Origin of the sequence: Pedobacter sp. Bi27, from assembly GCF_918698255.1 — a bacterium.
Lineage (GTDB): Bacteria > Bacteroidota > Bacteroidia > Sphingobacteriales > Sphingobacteriaceae > Pedobacter.
This window is the reverse complement of the sequence record NZ_CAKKMW010000011.1, coordinates 50,236-72,901: the sequence shown is the minus strand read 5'-3', so window position 1 is coordinate 72,901 and position 22,666 is coordinate 50,236. Positions and strand designations below refer to the sequence as shown.

Below are 22,666 nucleotides of genomic sequence, written 5' to 3'. Positions count from 1 at the left end.
TTCTTCGCTGTTTTTGTTTTGTATTCACCCGTTGAATAAATTTTAATATTTTTGCTTAGCTATGCTACAAAAACTTTCTATACGTAATTACGCATTAATTGACAGTCTCGATATCGAATTTGATAAGGGCTTAAATATTATAACAGGTGAAACTGGCGCTGGTAAATCCATCATTTTAGGTGCATTGTCGCTAATTTTAGGCCAGCGCGCAGAAAGCAAATACTTTTTTAACCAGGATAAAAAATGTGTTATTGAAGGAAGTTTTGCACTGGCAGATGAAAACCTGAAAGAACTTTTTGAAGAAAACGATTTAGATTTCTCGAACGAAAGTATACTGCGTAGAGAAATATCTATAGACGGTAAAACCAGATCGTTTATTAACGATACACCGGTTAATTTATCAATCCTGAAACAAATTGGTGAAAAGTTGATCGACATCCACTCCCAGCATGCCACCCAAGAGATTAACGATGCCGATTTTCAACTGTTAATTGTCGATTCTTTAGCTAACCACCAATCGCTATTGTTTAATTACCGCAGCGGGTTTAAAAAACTAAGACAAGACACCAACTTGTTGAAGAAATTGGTTAGTGAGGCAGACGAAGCGAGAAACAAGCAAGATTATGAGCAATTTCTATTTAACGAACTCGAGCAGGCGAAATTACAGGAAGGTGAACAAGAAGATTTAGAGCAAGAGTTAGAACGTTTAACACATGCTGAAACCATAAAAAGGGCTTTACTTACCGCTTCCGGTTTAATTAACGAAAGTGAACCTTCTGCTCTCCAGATATTAAAAGAAGCTTCGTTACAACTTCAAAGTATAGAAAAGTTCGATCCTGCAATTAATGTGCTTTACGAACGTTTACGCTCGTCGATTATTGAAATAAAAGACATTACCGATGAAGTTTCTACAATAGAGGGAAATACCATACACAGTGTCGATCGGTTAGAAATTGTAAACCAAAGATTGGATCTGTTTTATACCCTGCAACAAAAACATAGGCTTGCCAATAATACAGAATTGCTGGCATTTCAAAATCAGTTGGAAGAAAACCTGAACAAGCTGTTATCTTCTGATGAGCATATCGAAAAACTGCAGAAAGAAATCGATCAGCTTAAAATAGAACTGCATAAACAGGCCGACCAATTGAGTGCCAACCGCAAGAAAGCAATTAAAGTGGTTGAGGAACAAACCGGTATTACCTTGAAAAAAGTAGGAATGCTAAATGCCAAATTGGTTTTAGACCAAAAAGTGTTGAACGAATTGAATAAAGATGGTTTAGATGAAATCAATCTGCTCTTTACAGCCAATGCAGGCCAAGCCCCTGCCCCGGTAAATAAAGTAGCATCTGGTGGTGAGCTATCGCGACTGATGCTGGCCATAAAAGCTTTATTGGCGAAACACACTTCGTTACCGACCATTATTTTCGACGAGATTGATACCGGAATTTCTGGTGAAACGGCATTAAAAGTTGGAGAAGTAATTGCCGATTTAGGACAGAACATGCAGGTAATTTCGATAACGCACCTACCCCAAATCGCGGCTAAAGGCATATCGCATTACTTTGTTCATAAAAATGAAGATCGCGGAAAAACCACAACAGGCATCCGTAAACTTAAACAAGAAGAACGTATTGGTGTAATCGCTGAAATGTTAAGTGGGAAAAACCCAGGTGCATCAGCAATTGAAAATGCACGGGAGCTGCTCGCTTAGTTTATCAATTGCTCGTCACCCTGACCTGTAGCGCAGCGGAAAGCTAGGCAGTAAACCGAGCCTTAGCGAGCTCAACGAAGGTAATTTATTTCAGGGTCTTGTCATTTGCAAATGTAATGTTAGATGTTATCATAGCGCTATTAAATAAATAGTTATTCGAACAAGTTGATCTCCCATAAAAAATTGAGTTCTGTGTCAGCTAGCAATAGCTGACACCACGATATAATTAACCCGCAATTCCTCAATTGATGTGTTGTCAGATGTTACCATCTAACTGATTGTAAATGGATTATTGTAAATTTGCATCATCCAATCTGACAGCTAAAAGGAACGCACCAATAATTTTACGTCAGGCATTAAACAAAACTAAATAATTAGTTTATATTTAATCAATGAAATCTTTTCTACTTCTACTTTCATTATTAACTATCGGTAAATTTTGTTCTGCACAACAAAGTTATATCCTTTCGGGTATGGTAAAAGATAAACGTGGTGAGCCTTTACCAGGAGCTGGTGTATATGTAAGCGGTTATAAAATTGCAACAGTTTCTAACAATGACGGCACCTACACACTACCGCTAAAACCTGGTAACTACGATATTTTAGTACAATTAATCGGCTATAAAGCTTTAAACAAAAATGTAGTGATTGCTGATAAAGCTGTAAAACTGGATCTTATCCTCGAAGAAAGTGTAACCCAATTGGCCGAAGTAACAATTAAACCCGATCCGAACAGAGAACAATATATTGCTATGTTTAAGGGGTATTTTATTGGCACAACCCCTAATGCAGAACAATGTAAACTCATCAATCCGAACGTACTGATTATTGATTACGATAAAGAGGAACATAAACTTACAGTCAAAACCACCCAATTTCTGATTATTGAAAACAAGGCGCTTGGATACCGCATTAAGTACCTGCTGAACAATTTTGAATACGATAGCAAAACCAGGATCATTTATTATGAAGGTTTTCCGTATTACGAAGATTTAAAAGGATCGGCACGCCGAAAGAAAATTTGGGAGCAAAAGCGGATTACTGCTTATTTAGGTTCTCCTCAACACTTTTTTAGATCCATTTATCATCACCACGCCACTGAAGAGGGGTTTATTATCAATAAACTGATAAGTATACCAAATCCGGATAAACCTTCAGACAGTATGATTAACGCCAACATTAAACGCTTAACAAAAGTACAGGATGGCTTAACACGCACATTAACTTTTACACTTGGAGATTCTTTGAACTATTGGATAAAAAAGAAAAATCTTCCAAATGGGATTTCTATTTTAAGCCGTGCTCCGGTAGCGCAGGATACATTGGTGCATATAAAGAATCAAAGTATCAAAAGCTTCAATTTTACTGATCAACTTTATGTTGTTTACACCAAAGAAAGGGAAGATCCTTCTTACGCCAACCGGATCGGCCTGTCTATTGCACGGCCATTAGACATGCCAGATTACCAAATTTCGACCATCACCTTACAAGTTGTTCCGGTGTATTTTTACGAAAACGGATCTATATACAACCCTCGTTCGATGATTTATTCTGGTTACTGGGGCTGGGAAAAAATTGCAGATAGTGTACCCATGGATTATTTGCCGCCCATTAATGTAGTGGAAAAAAAATAGAAATATCGTTAATACCTTAAGACAGTTAATTAGCAGAAGCCATTTTTTTGTTTTTTTGAAAAGCAAATACAGTGCTTTTTGGTTTCGAAAGTCCCGCCCTTCGTTACAAATCCTCGCCCTCATGCTTCGGGCTGTGGGTTTTTCACTTTGGTCGGGTTTAGCTGGCGAGGCCAGTAATACTATTGAGGGTTTTGGAACCACGCAGCACTTACCTTTGTTAAATAAACCCGACAGAGCGGGTAGCCCACAGTGAAGCGTAGCGCAACGAGGACTACAAGCGATGGCGGGACTGCGCTAGCCATGAAAAACAGACCTTTCGTTTCCAGAAAACAATATTTGTTATTCAACTGACTTATTTTGATCAAATTCTCTTCTTAAAGATCCTTCGCTCACTCAGGATGACAAATTCGTTGCATTCGAAATAACGATCACTATTAATGTTAAATTTGTTAAAAATCTTTTGCGTTTTTAATAAATATTACGCCTTTTGGTTACATTCGTCTCTATGATTAAAAGCCTTTTAGTAGCCCTTACGCTAATCTTGTTGGGTACTAATGCCATTGCTCAAAACACCTTCTCGATTAGTGGTTTGGTTAGGGATCAAAAAGATGGATTACCTGGCGCAAGTATCTATTTAAGTGGATATAAAATTGCTACAGTGGCTGATAACGACGGCCGATTTAAATTATCAAATTTAAAACCTGGCAGTTATGATCTACTCGTTCAGCTGGTTGGTTACCTCCCCTATTCTAAAAGTGTAATTATTTCCGATAAATCGGTGCAGGTAGAGCTGGTTTTGAAAGAAAATGTTGCGCAACTGGAAGAAGTTGTAATTAGGGCCGATCCAAACCGTCAGAAATATATTAACCAGTTTAAAGATTTTTTTATCGGTAAAACCCCAAATGCCTCACAGTGTAAGATATTAAATCCGCAGGTTTTAAATGTAGATTTCGACATAACCAAAAGTACCTTAACGGTTTCTACAACCGAGTTTCTGATTGTAGAAAATAAAGCTTTAGGTTATCGGCTAAAATATATGCTCGACCGTTTTGAGTATAATTCCAGAACGCACATTATTTACTATTCCGGGCATCCGTTTTTTGAGGAATTAAAAGCATCGGCAGCTAAAAAGAAGAAGTATATCGCCGCCAGAGAGGTCGCATATTATGGTTCTTCGCAACATTTTTTCCGTTCGCTTTATGCCAACAAAACAAATGAAGAAGGATTTATCATCAACAAGATGGTAAAAGTGCCTAACCCTAACCGCTATCCTGAATATTTAATTAATGCCAATTTAGAAAAAATTAAGGCCGTACCCGAGAAAACGGGCATCAGGCAGAATAAAGGTAAAATAGATACCGCACTGCTCGCCTTTTGGACCAAACAAAAAGAAATGCCGCGAACCATTGACAAATTTTCGAGAGCAGAGGTGCTTACCGATACCTTGGTGCACTATTTTAACCAGAACTTAAAATACCTTAGTTATACAGATGCATTGCTGATCCAGTACACCAAAGAAAAAGAATCTCTGGCTTATTCTAACACGGGATTTTGGATCTTCAGGCCTTTGGATGTACCCGAAAATGAAATTTCTGTTGCCAATTTAACCGGCGAAGGCGTGCGTTTCTATGAAAATGGCGGCATTTACGACTCCCGATCGCTTCTGTACGAAGGTTTCTGGGCTTATGAAAAAGTGGCCGATATGGTGCCGATGGATTATGTTCCGCTACCTAAGATTAAGTAATGTGAGATGGCTGAGGTGAAATGAGATTGATCTAAACTAAAAATGTTGAAAAGTAGCTAATCTGAGAAGTCAAAATTACTAATATTTTTAGTAATTTTAATCTATGATTGGCGAAGAAGAAAAACAATATTTTAAAGGACGAGGCGCTCAAGTTAATCCACATAATAAATTTTTAAAGGATGTTTATGTAAAGGAACATGATGAAGGAATAGACGATTGGGAGGAAAGCGATCGTAAAACCTCCTTTATTTTTGAAAATTCGAAAACCATTGTAAACAAAGTTGATAGCCCCGATGTAGGCATGGCTTATTCTTTAAATCCATACCAGGGCTGCGAACATGGCTGTACTTATTGTTATGCCCGTAACTCACATCAATATTGGGGTTATAGCGCAGGAATAGAGTTTGAGCGGAAAATAATTGTTAAAAAAGAAGCGCCTGCACTATTTAAAAAATTCTTAGAGAAAAAGGGCTGGGATGCCACCACCATTTCCCTTTCTGGTAATACCGATTGCTACCAACCTGCAGAAAGAAAATTTAAACTCACCAGGCAGTTGCTCGAAATTGCATTGGCCTATAAGCAACCCATTGGTTTGATTACCAAAAATTCGCTTATTCTTCGCGATCGGGATATTCTGCAGGAAATGGCGAAGTTAAATCTCTGCATGGTTTATGTTTCTATTAATAGCTTAAACGAAGATTTACGGCAGGTAATGGAACCCCGAACTACAACGGCCAAACAGCGGTTAAAGGTTGTAGAAGAACTGAGTAAAGATGGAATTCCTATGGGTGTTATGGTTGCCCCTCTTGTTCCTGGTTTAAGCGACCATGAAATTCCTAAAATTCTAAAAGCCGTAGCCAATGCCGGTGCGTTAAAGGCAGGCTATACCGTTGTACGACTAAATGGAGCTATTGGGCAGATATTTGAAGATTGGCTCCGCAAAAACTTTCCCGATCGTTTTGATAAAGTTTGGCACATGATTCAGAGTTGCCATGGTGGGCATGTTAACGATAGCAGATTTGGCGACCGGATGCGCGGAGATGGCAATATTTCGCAAATGATCAGGGATAATTTCAGGCTGCACTGTCGCTTAAATGGCTTAAATGTAAAGGATATAATTTTAGACCACTCTTTATTCAAGATTCCGAGTAATCAGGCAAGTCTGTTTTAAAAAGTTTTGAGGAGAAAGCCCTCAGCGCTCAGGGCCGTGGTTCTATCATCACGGCCATCTCAAAGGTTTTTTCACGTTTTGTAATCGCGACGCTTTGAACCTTAGATTTGTAATCCAGCTTGATAAAACTTAGTTTTAACGCCATGAACATTGCATTAGTAACTTATCTGGATAAAGGAGCTTATGATAGCACCACAGTTGAAAACGAAGATGATAAACTCCTAAATTTCCTGAAAAAAAAAGGACTGAACATTGAAAAAGTAATCTGGAACGATCAACAGATAAATTGGAAAGATTATTCGCTTGCCATTTTAAAATCGCCATGGGATTATTTTGACCTGATTGAGGAGTTTTACAGCTGGCTTAATCATTTGGAAGCAAAAAATATAAAATTGCTTAACCCCATTGGCGTAGTGAGGTGGAATGCAAACAAACAGTATCTGCAGGAGATTGAAGCTGCCGGATTAAAAATTACACCTAGTTTTTTCATTCAAAATAAAGAAAGTGTAAATCTTGAGCATTTCTTTGAGAAATTTAACACCAATAAGTTAATTGTAAAACCCTGCGTGAGTGGTGGTGCAAAAAATACATTTAAGGTAACTGTAGATAATGTAAACAAGGTTAATCAAAAATTAAACCTCCTTATTCAGGATGAAGATTTTATCATTCAGCCTTTTCTACCAGAGATTCTGAAAAACGGCGAATGGTCTTTCATTTTCTTTAATGGAGCATATAGCCATTCACTAATCAAACAGGCTAAACCTGGCGATTTTAGGGTACAGCCGGCGCATGGCGGATCTGTGCATCCGCAAAAACCGGGTGAAGAACTGATTGCTATAGCACAGCAATATGTAACGTTATTTGCTAAAGATTGCCTTTATGCACGAGTTGACGGCACTTTCGTTAATGGAGAATTTTTGTTGATGGAACTGGAATTGATAGAGCCTTTTTTGTTTTTGAATACCGAACCCGAAAGTTATGAGCGGTATTATAAGGCTTTAGCGGATTTGATGTAAAGTTGAAGTCGGATCATTAGCACACTCGTCATTGTCAAGCAAGTGAGAATTTAATCCACGGTACCTTAAATATTAAAAAAAACTCCCGATTTTCATCGGGAGTTTCTTATTTATTTACTTGAAGAATCTTCTTCTTTTTTCGGCTCTTCTTTTTTCTTTTCGCCTTTTTTGTGGTTGATTGAAATCAGTTCAGTAGTTTTATCGTAATCAATTTCTAAAACATCACCTTCGGCCAGTTCGCCTTTAAGGATCTCTTCAGCAATTGGATCTTCTAAATATTTCTGAATTGCTCTTTTTAACGGACGAGCACCAAAATTACTGTCAAAACCTTTATCAGCAATATATTCTTTAGCATTATCAGTTAATGCAATTTCATAACCAAGTGTATGAACGCGACCGAATAAAGCTTTTAACTCGATATCAATAATTCTGAAAATTTCATCTTTACCCAAGCTATTGAATACCACTACATCATCAACACGGTTTAAGAACTCAGGAGCAAAAGCACGTTTTAATGCACTTTCAATTACACCTCTACTGTGAGAATCGGCCTGGTTTGTTTTCGCTGCTGTAGAGAAACCAACACCCTGACCAAAATCTTTAAGTTGACGCGCACCAATATTAGAAGTCATGATGATGATTGTATTTCTAAAATCAACTTTACGGCCTAAACTATCGGTTAATTGTCCTTCATCCAAAACCTGCAATAAGATATTGAATACATCAGGGTGAGCTTTTTCAATCTCATCCAATAATATTACAGCATAAGGTTTTCTTCTAACTTTTTCAGTTAACTGTCCACCTTCTTCATAACCAACGTATCCTGGAGGCGCCCCCACTAAACGTGAAACCGCAAATTTCTCCATATACTCACTCATGTCGATCTGAATCAAAGAATCGTCACTATCGAACATGAAACGGGCCAATTCTTTCGCCAATTCTGTTTTACCTACACCTGTTGGACCTAAGAAAATAAATGAACCAATTGGTTTTTTAGGATCTTTTAATCCGGCTCTTGTACGTTGGATCGCTTTGGTTAATTTTTTGATCGCATCATCCTGACCAATAATTTTCTCGGCCACTTTATCGTACATATTCAACAGTTTTGCACTGTCTGTTTGTCCAACACGTTGTACCGGGATACCAGTCATCATCGAAACCACTTCGGCTACATTATCTTCTGATACCTCGTAACGTTTAGTTTTGGTTTCAGCTTCCCACTCTGCCTTAGCTTTATCTAATTCTTCAATTAAATTTTTCTCCGTATCGCGCAGTTTTGCAGCTTCTTCATACTTCTGGCTACGTACAACCTTGTTTTTCTCTAATTTGATATCTTCGATTTTAGCTTCGATATCAATAATATTCTGAGGAACGTGGATGTTGGTTAAGTGAACACGTGAACCTGCTTCATCTAAAGCATCAATGGCTTTATCTGGCAAGAAACGATCAGAAATATAACGCGATGTTAAAGTAACGCAAGCTAAAATAGCTTCATCAGTATAAGTTACACCGTGGTGTTCTTCGTACTTATCTTTAATACGTGTTAAAATCTCTACAGTTTCATCCGGTGTAGCTGGCTCTACCATTACTTTTTGGAAACGACGGTCTAAAGCACCATCTTTTTCAATGTACTGACGGTATTCATCTAATGTTGTGGCACCAATACATTGAATTTCGCCCCTTGCCAAAGCAGGTTTGAACATATTGGATGCGTCTAATGATCCCGATGCCCCACCAGCTCCAACAATGGTATGGATCTCATCAATAAATAAAATTACATCAGTAGATTTTTCAAGCTCGTTCATCACGGCTTTCATACGTTCCTCGAATTGGCCACGGTATTTTGTACCGGCCACCAATGATGCCAAATCTAATGTAACTACGCGTTTGCCAAAAAGCACACGCGAAACTTTACGTTGTACAATGCGTAGGGCAAGGCCTTCTGCAATTGCCGATTTACCAACACCTGGCTCTCCAATTAAAATCGGATTGTTCTTTTTTCTGCGGGATAAAATCTGCGATACACGCTCAATTTCTTTCTCGCGGCCTACAATAGGGTCTAAACGACCTTCTTCAGCAGCTTTTGTTAAATCACGACCAAAGTTATCCAAAACAGGGGTTTTAGATTTTATATCTGAAACCTTTTTAGGTGTACTAAAGCTTTCCTCTTCGCGATAATCGTCATCGCCTCCTGTAGAAGCACTGTTTGAGATATCATCTCTGAAACCATTTTTATTCACTTCAACCTCCTGTTTAAAAACATCGTAAGTAACACCATACTGCAATAAGATCTGTGAGGCGATGTTATCATCATCTCTCAAAACCGATAACAGCAAATGTTCGGTACCAATTAAATCGCTTTTAAATATTTTAGCTTCTAAGTAAGTGATTTTTAAAACTTTTTCTGCCTGTTTTGTTAATGGAATATTGCCTAAGTTTACTGTAACACTCGAAGTACCGCGAACGGCATCTTCAATTGAGCGGCGCAATTTACCGGTATCAACCCCTAACGATCGTAAAATTTTTATAGCCATGCCATCGCCTTCGCGGATGAGGCCCAATAATAAATGCTCGGTTCCGATGTAATCGTGCCCTAAGCGGAGCGCTTCCTCCCTACTAAAAGAGATTACATCTTTAACCTGTGGTGAAAATTTTGCTTCCATAATACCTTTCTTAACAGCTACGTCCCTAAACTATAAAATAACTTTATAAAAACGAGCGTACTGTTTTCTTTATTTTATCAACAATTGCGCCATATGGGTGGATAAAGAGGCTTTTGAATGCCTGAGAACCCAAAATTCAATGTAAGATTATCGTTTCGATAAATATTATTTTATTTATATCTATCTACGTAATAAGTGTTCTAAAGGTTTTAAAGGGACATTTGCCAAAAACATCCGGTTGCAGATATTTTATTGTCGGTTTATTGTAAGGATTTTTTCGCAATTAAAAACTGACAATTTGTATCTTTTTACTTAGGCAATTTACAAGTTTTGACAGAAAAACAAAAAGAACGTGACATCATTTAACAATTTCATTAGATAAAAATCAACAAACTAATCCGATCAACCATACCTATTATAACCCTATTACGAAGTTAACTGTAATTAGGTTGTTTTTGTTTTCTAACATCGTAATTTATTGTAATCCATTTATCATAAATATTAAGCCTTGACTAGAGGCAACAACGCCCCCAGTTTAGCCATTCTGTAAAAACAATTTAACCACAGATAAAAAGGATGCGCACAGATATGAAAATCCGCGTTATCTGTGTGCATATGTGGGTTAAAACCCTTAACTTAACGACATGGACAATGCTTCAAAACTGTTTTAACAATTTCAGCCATAAAGCGCTTCGGCAAATTGCTGTTTATTATTTGAAGAAAACTTCTGTAAAAACTGTAACGGAACATCGGCAACACCAAGTTTATCGCATTTTGAAACTACATCATTTAAATCGAAATGACCAGATAACGATTGATAAAATTCTCCATCAGTCTGCTCAAACCCCATGCTCCAATCTGTAAAACAACGCTGCTCATATTTGCCGATTTGCAGTAAAACAACCGATTCATGACGTTCGTCATTTACGATTTTGTTAAAAAGTCTGCGGATGATACGTTCATCTCCTTCAAGCAATTGCATAAACCTCCCTTTACTCTTTGTAATCTGTAGCCTTCTTACATATAATAATACCCCGGTAATGTTATTCCGATTATTAAAATCTCTGCACTGATTAAGCAAGGCTTTAAGTTCATCATTGTTCAACAAACCGCTCTCTACGCTTGTATAAATTAAATAAAAAATGGGTTTTAAAATTTCAATCTCTAATTCCATAAGGTAATTAACGCTAATTTTTCTGTTTTTCCCTAAAACGCGCCTATTATCTGATTATTTTCACAACAATCCCCTGTAAAACACGATTTTAACAGCTCAAATTAAATAAAAAATCGCCTACAAATCTATTACTTGCCCTAATACACTAATAATCTTAAAAACAACAAACATAACTCTTGCTTTTATTTTAGTTACTAAAAAAACTTAGCTCTTTTTTTCATAATATACTACCAAACTATAGAGAAGCAAACGTTTGCGCTTAATAATATCGCCAATATAAGCATACAATATTTATCACCCTTCAAAAAAGGCTTAAATGGTAAGCACTCCATCCATTATATACAATTTAAAGCAAACGTTTGCGCTGCATTCGCGGTTTGATCTTGACTTTTATGGTTATAGTTTAGTAATAATCATTTTACTAAAAAGTATTATTAATGAACCTAAGAATAACTTCTAGCCCTCCCTAATCTGGTTAATGCTCCTCAACAGATAACAAAACAGTAACTAATCTAACCTAAAAAACATGAAGAAAATTCTTTTAATGATTTCCTTTATTGCGTGTATTTTCGTGGTAAAGGCACAAAACCGTACTATTTCTGGTACGGTAACCGACAGTAAAAAACTCCCGCTTCCCGGAATTACCGTAACCGTGCTAGGCACAAAAACTGCCGTACAAACAGATGCAAACGGAAAATATGCTATTAGCGCTGATGATAAGAGTACCCTGGAGTTTAAAGCCTTAGGTTTTACCACACAAACCATTAAAGTGGGCACAAATACTGCTGTAAATGTTTCTTTAGTAGATCAATCTACTGAGTTAGACGCCGTAACCGTTGTGGGTTATACCACAAAGAAGAAATCAGAAATTTCGAGTGCAGTAACTACCGTAAGTGGCTCGCAGCTTAATGATGTAACTTCTGTAAACCTCGGCAACTTGCTACAAGGTAAAGCGCCTGGTGTGGTGGCGAGTTCTGCTTCTGGCGACCCTACTTCTGGCTCGAATATAGTGGTACGTGGCGTAGGTAGCATTAATGCCGGTACCGGGCCACTAATTGTAGTTGATGGAAACATTGGTGGTACGTATAACCCGGCTGATGTGGATAACATTACCATATTGAGAGATGCCGCAGCGACAGGTTTATACGGATCGAGAGCTGCCAATGGGGTTATTATTGTAACTACAAAAAAAGGAAAAGCAGGAGAAACCAGATTCAGTCTGAACGCTACCATTGGTATCGCAAAGGCCACAACTGGTAACTTTAAGCTAATGGATGCCCAACAACTTTACGATTACCAAAAATCTTTCTTTACTACTCCGCCAGCTACTTCGGTACTCAATACCAATACCAATTGGTGGAATGAGGCTTTTAGAACAGCAATGGTAAATAACCACACGTTAACCGCATCAGGAGGGAGTGAGAAAACGCAATTTTATATCTCAGGCAACTATTTTAAAGAAGAAGGAACTTTAATCAACAACGATAAAACCCAATATAGTTTAAGGGCTAACCTAACTTCACAGTTGACAAAAAAACTAAAATTAACGGCCTTATTAAGCGGAATTGTAATTAATGATAATTATAATCCTGAAAGTGCCGTTTACCAGGCTTATTTAAATATGCCATACGATCCTGCTTTTAATGCAGATGGCAGCCCTACTGACCCACGGAGTATTCCTTCCTGGAAAGGTAGAGACCGCTCGAACTTTTTACAGAGCTTGCAATACAATTACTCAAAAGCAAGAAGTTATACCACAACGGGTGATGTAAACCTGGATTATGACTTACTCAAAAACCTAACGGTTTCTAGTTATAACAGGGCCACAATTGCCAATGGCAGATCGAATAGTTATTATGACAGAAGAAGTCAGAGTGGGGCAACAAACCTCGGGACAGTATCATTAGGCAATACTTTCTCTACTACACTTTTATCATCGAACAGAATTAAGTACAATGTAAATTTAGGTAGCCATAACCTGAGCGTTTTAGGTGTTGCAGAGATAGAAGGTTATAAATATGATGAAAGCGGAATTACTGCTAAAGGTTTGCCAGCCGGACTGGATGCCATAAATACAGCAACTGAAATCACCAATAAACCCACAGGCAGATATGATCAGTATCAAAATATAAAATACCTTGCCCAGGCAGACTATAGTTATCAAAGCAAGTATTACTTAGTAGCTTCAATTGTAAATGAATACTCCTCGCGGTTTGGGAAAAACAATCCTGCCGCAACTTTTTATCAGGCAGGCGCATCATGGATTCTTTCTAATGAAGATTTTCTAAAAAGCAATACCACACTTACCTTTCTAAAATTACGCGCCAGTTTTGGTACTACTGGTAATCAACGTTTTACCACGAACGATAGTCCTGATGGTTTTTATCAATCGTTGGGATTGTATAATTTAAATGCCGGAGCTTCATATAATGGTCAAACGGGTGCCTTCCCTACCCAAATTGCCAACCCTGATTTGACCTGGGAAAAATCGAGAGCCTACAATTTAGGCCTTGATTTTGGTTTATTTAAACGTATCGACATTACTATTGATGCCTACGACAAACGTAACGCTGATCTGTTATTCGCTGTGCCACTTCCTGCAACAGTTGGTTATCAGATTGTTAGAAGAAATGTTGGTGCAGTAAGAAACAGAGGTCTTGAATTAACCATCAATTCAAAAAATATCCAGCAAAAAGACTTTAGTTGGGAAACCAGCTTTAATATGTCTTTTAACCGCAACAAAGTTATGGAGTTAAATCAGGGCCTGTTGGTGGTAAACACCAGTACTCAACCCATAGCTTTAGGCCATGATATGGATGAATGGTACATGCAAAAATGGGCGGGCGTAAATCCGGCTGATGGCAAACCGCTTTGGGAAAAATTAGATGATCCTACCGGTGTAACCAGCACTTACAACCAGGCTACCAGACAATATACAGGCAAATCATCGGCACCAAAATTTAGTGGCGGATTAACCAATACACTGGAATATAAAAACTTTACCCTTTCGGCTTTCTTAAATTTTGTATATGGCAACTGGGTGTATAACGATAGCCGTTTCTATTTCGATAACGACGGCGTGTACGAAAGTTATAATCAACAAGTATTACCTAAAGGATCAGTGCGATGGACAACCCCTGGACAAACCGATGCAACCCATCCACAAGCTAAATTTGGTGGCAATCTTCAATCGCACCAAACCTCTACCCGCTTTTTAGAAGATGGAAGTTATTTAAGATTGAGAAATGTAACTGTAGGGTACAATTTACCTACCAACTGGTTAAAAAAAGCCTCAATAAATGCAGCCCGCTTATATGTGAGCGGCGACAACCTATTTACTGCGACCAAGTTTTCAGGCGTAGATCCTGAGGTTGATTTAACAGGAGGTATATCGTCTTTCAGATATCCAACCAGCAGAAGATTTGTTTTTGGCGTTAACCTAACATTCTAACAATTAATAAGATTACCATGAAAATATATCATAATCACATCATAAAAATCGCCATTGCAGCTAGTGTTATTCTTACCGCATCTGCATGTCGTAAAACTTTCTTTCCATCTGATAAAGCAGACGATATTGATCTCTTAGCTACAATTGAGGGTAAACGAACAGCTACATTAGGTAATTATGCTACCCTAAAATCATTAAATTACGAAAACAACTACCATTGGCTTGCCGAGCTCCCCTCTGATGAAGTAGCCCAAGGGCAGAACTCATCAAGCGATGTAACCAATTTATATAAATATACTCACCTGGTAAATTCTGCCAATGCAACTGCTTATTTTCAGCAAGCCTATTATGTTGCATCTGCAACAAATAAAATTATTAAGCTTATTCCAGATGGTTCATCTGCAGATTTACTGCAGATTAAAGGAGAAAACCTATTCATAAGAGCAATGTTACATTTTAACCTGGTACGCATGTTCGGAAGGCCTTATGTACAGAACCCTACCGCCAATGCTGGAGTTCCAATTTTGAGCGAAACAGTAAGTGAAACTGACGCTGCAATAATTAAAAGAAGTACAGTAGCCCAGGTTTACGATTTTGTAATTGCTGATCTTTTAAAAGCAGCACAATGTATTACCTTAGAGAAAAGCAATAGCTTTGCTACAAAATTGGCTGCTTATGCACTCCTCTCAAGAGTTTACCTTTACATGGATAACAATGCCAAGTCGATAGAATATGCCAATTTGGTTATCAGTTCGAACAAATATCAATTGATGCAGGATGCCGCCTATCAAACCTATTTTAGAGGCGATCCGGAAAAAAATACCGAAAATATCTTTGCCATCAAACACACCAAAACCGAGAACTACGATTATTCAGCAATTGGCTCGTTATACTATAGCGGCGATGCCAATGGTAATGCCTTAGGTCAGGGAGAAAGCGGATGGGGAGAAATATATGCTTCGGTAAAGTATTATAATTTCCTTAATAAATATCCTCAGGATAAAAGAAAAAGCTTTATTTCACCTTTAATCGTAAATGGCGTACAGCAGTTAAACACAAAACTAACCCCTGCTGCACCTATTTATTATGTAAATAAAAATAATCTACAGGAAGGCGTAATTAATTTAACATCACCTGTTTACCTCCGTTTAGCAGAAATGTACCTAAACAGAGCGGAGGCCAATGCCAAGCTGAACCATACTCAACTGGCTTTAGATGATGTGAATGTAATCAGAACCCGTGCAGGAATTCCAGTTTATACTTTGACAGATGTTACGCCAACACACAGCATTTTAGATATTGTACTGGAAGAAAGATGGTTAGAGCTGGCTTTTGAAGGTCAACGGGCTTACGACCTGTTTAGAAATAACCGCCCGGTGGTAAGAGATTACCCAGGTACACACTCTACCATTAATGGCTCAGTTAATCAAACCATTAACCCTACTGATGCGCGGGTAATTTATTTTATCCCACAAACCGAAAGAGATAAAAATCCTAATTTATCTCAAAACCCATAATAAAATACAAATTTCCTATTATCAAAAAACAAAAGCCTTTCAATCCTGAAAGGCTTTTGCTTTAACTAATGTTTACGGTATCTACTAAGAATTATCCGCTAGCTAAATGTAAAACTTTTTGTATTGCGTACACAGCACGATATATTTTATGAGCGAATTATGATAATTACATTAAAACGAAATTAGGATTATTGGTTGATTAGTTCATTTGTCATTGGTTCATTAGTTAGCATGATGTAGAAAACCATTCTGTGTTAATCTGTGCTTCCGTTGGCTAAAAAGTTCATTAGACATTGGTTTAATAGTTCGCATGATGCAGAACCATTCTGCGTTAATCTGTGCTTCCGTTGGCTAAAAGGTTTATTTGTTCATTCGTCATTGGTTTATTAGTTAGCATGATGTAGAAAACCATTCCGTGTTAATCCGTGGCTAAAGTTTATTAAAGTATAATCATAAAGCACTTTGTAATGGGCTTGTTGTTCTTATCTTTGTGAGCAATTTTGGCGTTGCCATTATTTGGTTGGGCAAAACAGTCTGTAAGAAAAACTGTTAACCTTCCTTTAATATCAATCTTAGCATTAAACTACTTTAAAAACAACACATTATAATGTCAGACGAGAAAATAATCTTTTCAATGGCAGGTGTAAACAAAATTTACCCTCCACAAAAACAGGTTTTAAAAAATATTTACCTTTCTTTCTTTTACGGTGCCAAAATCGGCGTTATTGGCTTAAACGGCTCTGGTAAGTCATCTCTTTTAAAAATCATTGCCGGTTTAGATAAATCTTACCAAGGTGAAGTGGTTTTCTCACCAGGTTATTCAGTGGGTTATTTAGCGCAGGAGCCGATCTTAGATCCTGAAAAAACCGTGCGCGAAGTGGTTGAAGAAGGCGTTGCCGAAGTAACTGCTATTTTAAAAGAGTATGAAGAAGTAAACGAAGCTTTCGGCTTAGAGGAAAATTACTCTGATCCTGACGCCATGGATAAACTGATGGCCAGACAAGGCGAGCTTCAGGATAAAATTGATGCATTAGGTGCCTGGGAAATTGATTCGAAATTAGAAAGGGCTATGGATGCCTTGCGTTGTCCAGATCCTGACACTAAAATAGGTGTATTATCAGGCGGTGAGCGTCGTCGTGTGGCCATGTGCCGTTTATTGCTTCAACACCCTGATGTATTATTATTGGATGAGCCTACCAACCACTTGGATGCAGAAAGTATCGATTGGTTAGAACAATTCTTACAAAATTACGAAGGAACCGTTATTGCAGTTACCCACGATAGGTATTTCTTAGATAACGTAGCCGGATGGATTTTAGAATTAGACCGTGGTGAGGGTATTCCATGGAAAGGAAACTATAGCAGCTGGTTAGATCAAAAAGCAAAACGTTTATCACAGGAAGAGAAAACAGAAAGCAAACGTCAGAAAACATTAGAACGCGAGTTAGAATGGGTACGTATGGCACCAAAAGCACGTCATGCAAAATCAAAAGCACGTTTAGCCAACTACGATAAATTAGCTTCGGAAGATGGCAGAGAAAGAGAAGATAAATTGGAACTTTTCATCCCTGCCGGACCTCGTTTGGGTAATGTGGTAATTGAAGCAACGAATGTTACCAAAGCTTATGGAGATAAGGTATTGTTCGATAACTTAAACTTCTCTCTTCCGCCGGCAGGTATTGTGGGTATTATTGGCCCCAATGGTGCAGGTAAAACTACTTTGTTCCGTTTAATTACTGGTCAGGAAGAAGCAGATGCTGGTACTTTCCGTGTAGGCGAAACCGTTGAGTTGGGTTATGTAGATCAGATGCACAACGATTTAGATGCCGATAAAACCGTTTACGAAAACATTACCGATGGATTGGACAATATCCAATTGGGTACTAAAGCCGTTAACGGACGTGCCTACGTTTCAAAGTTCAACTTTAATGGTGGCGATCAACAGAAAAAAGTAGGCATCCTATCAGGAGGTGAGCGTAACCGTGTACACTTAGCCATTACCTTGAAAAAGGGAGCCAATGTATTGCTACTGGATGAGCCAACCAACGATATTGACGTAAACACTTTACGTGCACTGGAAGAAGCCTTAGAAAACTTTGGTGGTTGTGCCGTAGTAATCAGTCACGATAGATGGTTCTTGGATAGGATCTGTACACACATCCTGGCTTTTGAAGGTAATTCAGAAGTTTATTTCTTCGAAGGGAACTATTCGGATTATGAAGAAAACCGCAAGAAACGTTTAGGTGATGTTACCCCAAAACGCATCAGATATAAAAAATTAAATTAATACAAAGTCCCGATGAAAATCGGGACTTTTTTTGTTTTGAGAAGTGCAATTTGAAATGTCATAATGTTATTCTTTAAACCTGTCACGTTGAGCCTGTCGAAACGCTTACAATAAATCGATGTAGATCCTTCGACAGGCTCAGGATGACAAATTTTTCTTGCAACTTATAGAAAGATAAACCTCCTTTCGAGCGGAGTCGAAGTCCAATTTAATCTGCGTTTTTATCTTTTAAAATCTGCGGGAAAACTATCGCCCGTTTTTATTTCCCGCAGATTCCGCAGAAAAGGACTGTATATCGGATCAAGAAATTTTTAAACCTTTTCAGTAACACAGTTCAAAGATCTCTCCTCCGAAGGAGTTCCTTTGGAACATTCCGCGTTGCTCCGGTCGAGATGACGATTTTTCGGTCGGAGCCTGCAATGGTAGCGTACTCGGAAGGGCTTTATCAGTTAATGCCAGTTTTTTAAGGCTCTTTTGATTGCTGCATCTGTTACTTCTTCCATTATTTTATAACCTGCAAGGTTAGGGTGAACACCGTCAACCGTTAGTTCGGCACGCTGTCCTTTTCGTTCATCTACCAGTGGTGTCCAATAATCTAAAATGGTATAATTTCTTTCTCTGGCGTAGGCCACAATCTTTTCATTTAAGTTCACAATGGAATCGGCAGCTTTAATGCCCTTATTCCATGGATATTCGTAAACAGGCAGGTATTTACAGAGTATCACTTTAATGTGATGCAGCCTCGCCAGTTCTGCCATCGATTTAATGTTATCCATAATTTTATCGTTGGTAACATGGCCTGTATTGCCGGCTATATCGTTGCTCCCCGCCAAAATGATCACTACCTTTGGTTTAAGGTTAATTACATCCTGCCGGAAACGGATGAGCAGTTGTGGCGAAATCTGTCCACTTATCCCCCTATCCAAGTAAGGTTTATCCTTAAAAAATTCAGGGTCTTTTTGCTTCCAGAATTCGAATATCGAACTCCCTAAAAAAACAACTCTTTTTTCTTTTCTGGTAGGTGGCGGTAAAAGTCCGTTTTCTTTCTGGTACTTGCTCAACGCAGCCCAATCATCGGCGAAATTCTCTTTTTCTGGTTTATTACTTAATAAATCTGTTTTCAGCTGTGCAAATGAACTGCTTGCAAAGACCAATAAAAAAAGGATTAGGATTTTACTTTTCATAGGATATTCGATTTGAAACAAAACGCTAAACTAATTAATTCCCGATTAATTAAATTCTACTCCGCTTAAATTTACATTCGTTCTGTTTCTTTTATTGCCAAACTGACTCAGGTTATAACCCAGTGTTGCCTGCACAAAACGGCTGATAAAGCGCGTCCTGTTTTCGGATATGGAATTGTTGCTAATACTGGTGCTAAAAAGTGAGCCTTGATTAAACAGATCGTTCGCCTGAATAGAAAAAAGGAGTTTATTATCCTTTAAGAAAGAAGTATTTAATCCCATATTCACTAACAATGGGTTGCCAGCATATAGGCTATAGCCAAAATTTAAGCTTTTAGAGGCCGATGCATTTACCCTAAACCGTTTATTTGGAATCCAACTGGCACTGCCATTTAAAGCCAGAACCTGAATATTCTTAATGTTCTGGTTCATTACAGAATAAGTGTTTGAACTAAAACTATACGATACACTGCTATTGAAGGAATATTTTTTTTCATTCAGGTTAAACCTAAAAGCATTCGAAACGTTAATTCCACCACTCCGGTTTAATACATTCTCGGTATAAAAAACATTGCGGCTATAAGCAATATTTCCATTAACGGAAAGCGACAGTTTGTTGGTTAACAACCTCTTATTGAAGGAATAATTACCACCTATATTATAAACATCATTTACATTCTCGTAGGTGGTTTGTTGTTTTAAGCTGTTTAGCGTATCTCTCAGAAAAACCGTATTGCTTACTACACTGTTAAAAGCAAAGGTTCCTGATAAACCTGCCATAATACTCAATCCCGATTTGAGGTCAAATTGATTATAACTAAAATCAGCAGTGTGACTCGAAGTTGCTTTCAGATCTGGATTACCGATAATCAGATTCTGTACATCGTTATTGTTTCTAACGGGTTGTAGTTTATTAAAATCTGGCGAACTGGTGTAACCATTATAGCCAAAACTTAAATTCCCGTTGTCTTTAATCTGATAACTTAAATTGGCCGATGGCGAAAAGTTTAACTGATAGTTTTTTAGCTCCTGCCCTGTGTTCTGGTATTTACCGATAATAATACTGGGCGAAAAATTGAGCCCCAAATTATAACTGATCCGCTTTGCGTTGGTATTAAAACCGATACCAAAATTCTGATTGATAAAATTAGACACATAATCCTGCCCCAGCGAATCGACCACAAAACTGTTTCCCAGCGGATTGGTAACCGTTGTGGTTTGTAAATTGCGGCTCCTGCTAACTGAAAAACGGTAAGACAGGTTAATAAAACTATACCCTGTACTGTCGTTTGGCTTTTTTAATGAATTGGAAAATTGGAAATTGCCCCCAAAATTGGAGTTCGAAGTATTATTATCAACCAATCTGTTCAGTAAAGAATCTTTAACCAGGACGTTGGTGGTTTCGTTGTAGTACCTGATAATATCATTAATTGTACTGTTTGAGTTTCCTTCGCTTGTGCCGAAATTAAATCCCATAGATAACGACCGCTTATTATTAGCCAACCGCCTAGACCAATTGATACTTCCATTAACATTGGGATTACTGTTCTGTGAACCTGAATTAGACAGTAGATCCTGTTTGATAAAACCTGTTTTATTTGAAGTAGAAAACGCATCGTTACGGGTATTGGCCAAAGCCCCAGTCAGGGAAATATTAAAATAATTCTTTTTCGTGGCTCCGTTTAAGCCAAGATTGATGTTATTGTTTAGCGATCTGGAATTATTGGCACTTTCTCTTAAATCGAATATTGTTCCCTGCGGGTTAAACGTTTCGAGGTAATTACTCTGAATAGATTTATTAATTCCATTACTAAAATGATAGCCGCCATTAAAGCTAAATTCCTTCGAAATTTTGTCTCTGATATTACCATTTAAACCTCCATTGTTCATTTTGGTAAACTCATTATTCGTGATACCATAACGGCTTCCAAAACCAATTTGCTTCGTTTTTTTCCAGATACTACCATTACCGCCTAAATTATGTGCATTATTGGTGGCAGAACTCATATTCACGCCGCCAAAAACACCTTTGTCCATGCCAGGCTTAGTAACCAGGTTCAACATTTTTTGTGGCGTACCCACTTTAATGCCTGTAAAATTGGCTTCATCACCATAATCCTCAATTACCTGTAGTTTAGCAATAATATCGGCGGGCAACTGCCTGATGTAATCTTCTACGTTACTGGTAAAAAAATCTTCGCCATTTACCCGCAGCTTGGTCATCTTTTTGCCCATGGCGGTAACAGCGCCTTTTTCGTCAACCTCAATGCCTTGAAGCTGTTTTAACAGATCTTCCACTTTATCATTTTCTCTTACGGTATAGGCAGCAGCGTTATACTCAATCGTATCTTTCTTGATCTTAATGGGGTCTACCTTTACTTTAACCTCCACATCTTCGAGACGGATCGTTTCCATCTTGAGCATAATGGGTTCTAAAACAGAGTTTTTTTTCGAAGATTCGATTTCGTAGATAGAAGCAAACGGCTTGTAGCCCAATGCCGTAATGGTAAGGTAGAATTTATTTCGGGTTACTTTTGCGAATGCGAAGTTTCCCTTCACATCTGAATTTGAGCGGAGCGTATCTTTATCGGTAATCAATCGGATGCTTACGCCCTCAACAGGTTTCTTCAAAGAATCGATTACACTACCACTTATTTTAAACTGAGACTGAGCGAGAGCGTTAAAGGAAAGTGTGATCAGTATAAAAAATATTAAAAAGCATAAATTATTGCTTTTTTTCATCCCTCGGACCTCTTTTGTAAATCACAAGACCATTTAAAAAATTACGCAGAATCTGATCGCCGCAAGGTTTAAAATTCTCATGGTCTTCATTTCTGAAAATATCGCCCAGTTCTGCCTTGGTTACTTTAAATCCAACCAGGTCGCAAATGGTTATAATATCCTCTGTTTTTAATGATAGGGCTACTCTTAGTTTTTTTAATATATCGTTGTTGCTCATTTTTAATGTTTGAAATTAGAGAATGTCTGAATTAGTGAGTGATTGAGTTAGCGGATTATAGCGCGATTAAATTAGAAAATTTATGAATGAGTATATTGAACGATTGAGCTATTGAATAAACGGTTAAATAAATAAATTATTGAATGACTATA

General features: G+C 37.9%; 13 protein-coding genes. 8 read left to right on the top strand and 5 right to left on the bottom strand.

Annotation, left to right across the window (positions count from 1 at the left end):
* The first annotated feature begins 61 nt into the window (after window positions 1-61).
* The 5 genes from recN to LQ227_RS24450 all read left to right on the top strand — a co-directional run bounded on the left by recN (window position 62) and on the right by LQ227_RS24450 (window position 7,279).
* The gene (gene recN / locus LQ227_RS24470) at window positions 62-1,714 is read left to right on the top strand and encodes a DNA repair protein RecN (protein WP_230146535.1); all 1,653 of its coding nucleotides are present in this window, start codon (window positions 62-64) and stop codon (window positions 1,712-1,714) included.
* A 392-nt stretch (window positions 1,715-2,106) separates the two neighbouring features.
* Window positions 2,107-3,348 carry a carboxypeptidase-like regulatory domain-containing protein gene (locus LQ227_RS24465; protein ID WP_230146536.1) on the top strand — a complete coding sequence of 414 codons (1,242 nt, stop codon included), beginning with the start codon at window positions 2,107-2,109 and terminating at the stop codon, window positions 3,346-3,348.
* 505 nt (window positions 3,349-3,853) lie between these two features.
* Window positions 3,854-5,092 (top strand): carboxypeptidase-like regulatory domain-containing protein, encoded by a 1,239-nt coding sequence (locus tag LQ227_RS24460; RefSeq protein ID WP_230146537.1) that lies wholly within the window; start codon window positions 3,854-3,856, stop codon window positions 5,090-5,092.
* Between the two features lie 103 nt (window positions 5,093-5,195).
* Window positions 5,196-6,263, top strand: a complete 1,068-nt coding sequence (locus tag LQ227_RS24455) for a PA0069 family radical SAM protein (protein ID WP_230146538.1) — start codon at window positions 5,196-5,198, stop codon at window positions 6,261-6,263.
* A gap of 143 nt (window positions 6,264-6,406) precedes the next feature.
* Window positions 6,407-7,279 (top strand): RimK family alpha-L-glutamate ligase, encoded by an 873-nt coding sequence (locus tag LQ227_RS24450; protein WP_230146539.1) that lies wholly within the window; start codon window positions 6,407-6,409, stop codon window positions 7,277-7,279.
* A 110-nt stretch (window positions 7,280-7,389) separates the two neighbouring features.
* On the opposite strand, the gene LQ227_RS24445 is transcribed toward LQ227_RS24450, so the two are convergent.
* Together LQ227_RS24445 and LQ227_RS24440 are read right to left on the bottom strand one after the other, a co-directional pair.
* On the bottom strand, window positions 7,390-9,942 hold the full coding sequence (locus tag LQ227_RS24445) for an ATP-dependent Clp protease ATP-binding subunit (RefSeq protein ID WP_057934605.1): 2,553 nt from the start codon (window positions 9,940-9,942) through the stop codon (window positions 7,390-7,392).
* 676 nt (window positions 9,943-10,618) lie between these two features.
* Window positions 10,619-11,116, bottom strand: a complete 498-nt coding sequence (locus LQ227_RS24440; protein WP_230146540.1) for a BLUF domain-containing protein — start codon at window positions 11,114-11,116, stop codon at window positions 10,619-10,621.
* Between the two features lie 526 nt (window positions 11,117-11,642).
* On the opposite strand from LQ227_RS24440, the gene LQ227_RS24435 reads away from it, so the two are divergent.
* The 3 genes from LQ227_RS24435 (at window position 11,643) to ettA (ending at window position 18,371) form a co-directional block, all read left to right on the top strand.
* On the top strand, window positions 11,643-14,567 hold the full coding sequence (locus tag LQ227_RS24435) for a TonB-dependent receptor (RefSeq protein WP_230151653.1): 2,925 nt from the start codon (window positions 11,643-11,645) through the stop codon (window positions 14,565-14,567).
* 17 nt (window positions 14,568-14,584) lie between these two features.
* Entirely contained in the window at window positions 14,585-16,084 is a 1,500-nt protein-coding gene (locus tag LQ227_RS24430; RefSeq protein WP_230151651.1) for a RagB/SusD family nutrient uptake outer membrane protein, read from the top strand.
* A 607-nt stretch (window positions 16,085-16,691) separates the two neighbouring features.
* Window positions 16,692-18,371, top strand: a complete 1,680-nt coding sequence (gene ettA / locus LQ227_RS24425) for an energy-dependent translational throttle protein EttA (RefSeq protein ID WP_057932811.1) — start codon at window positions 16,692-16,694, stop codon at window positions 18,369-18,371.
* A 449-nt stretch (window positions 18,372-18,820) separates the two neighbouring features.
* On the opposite strand, the gene LQ227_RS24420 is transcribed toward ettA, so the two are convergent.
* The 3 genes from LQ227_RS24420 to LQ227_RS24410 are packed head-to-tail and all read right to left on the bottom strand — an operon-like array spanning window position 18,821 to window position 22,514.
* Window positions 18,821-19,555: an SGNH/GDSL hydrolase family protein gene (locus LQ227_RS24420; protein ID WP_230146543.1), complete on the bottom strand. Its 735-nt coding sequence runs from the start codon at window positions 19,553-19,555 to the stop codon at window positions 18,821-18,823.
* Between the two features lie 45 nt (window positions 19,556-19,600).
* Entirely contained in the window at window positions 19,601-22,297 is a 2,697-nt protein-coding gene (locus LQ227_RS24415) for an outer membrane beta-barrel protein (RefSeq protein ID WP_230151649.1), read from the bottom strand.
* Window positions 22,281-22,514 (bottom strand): DUF1456 family protein, encoded by a 234-nt coding sequence (locus LQ227_RS24410; RefSeq protein WP_029274124.1) that lies wholly within the window; start codon window positions 22,512-22,514, stop codon window positions 22,281-22,283. The genes LQ227_RS24415 and LQ227_RS24410 overlap by 17 nt, the downstream gene beginning before the upstream one ends.
* Window positions 22,515-22,666 lie beyond the last annotated feature (152 nt).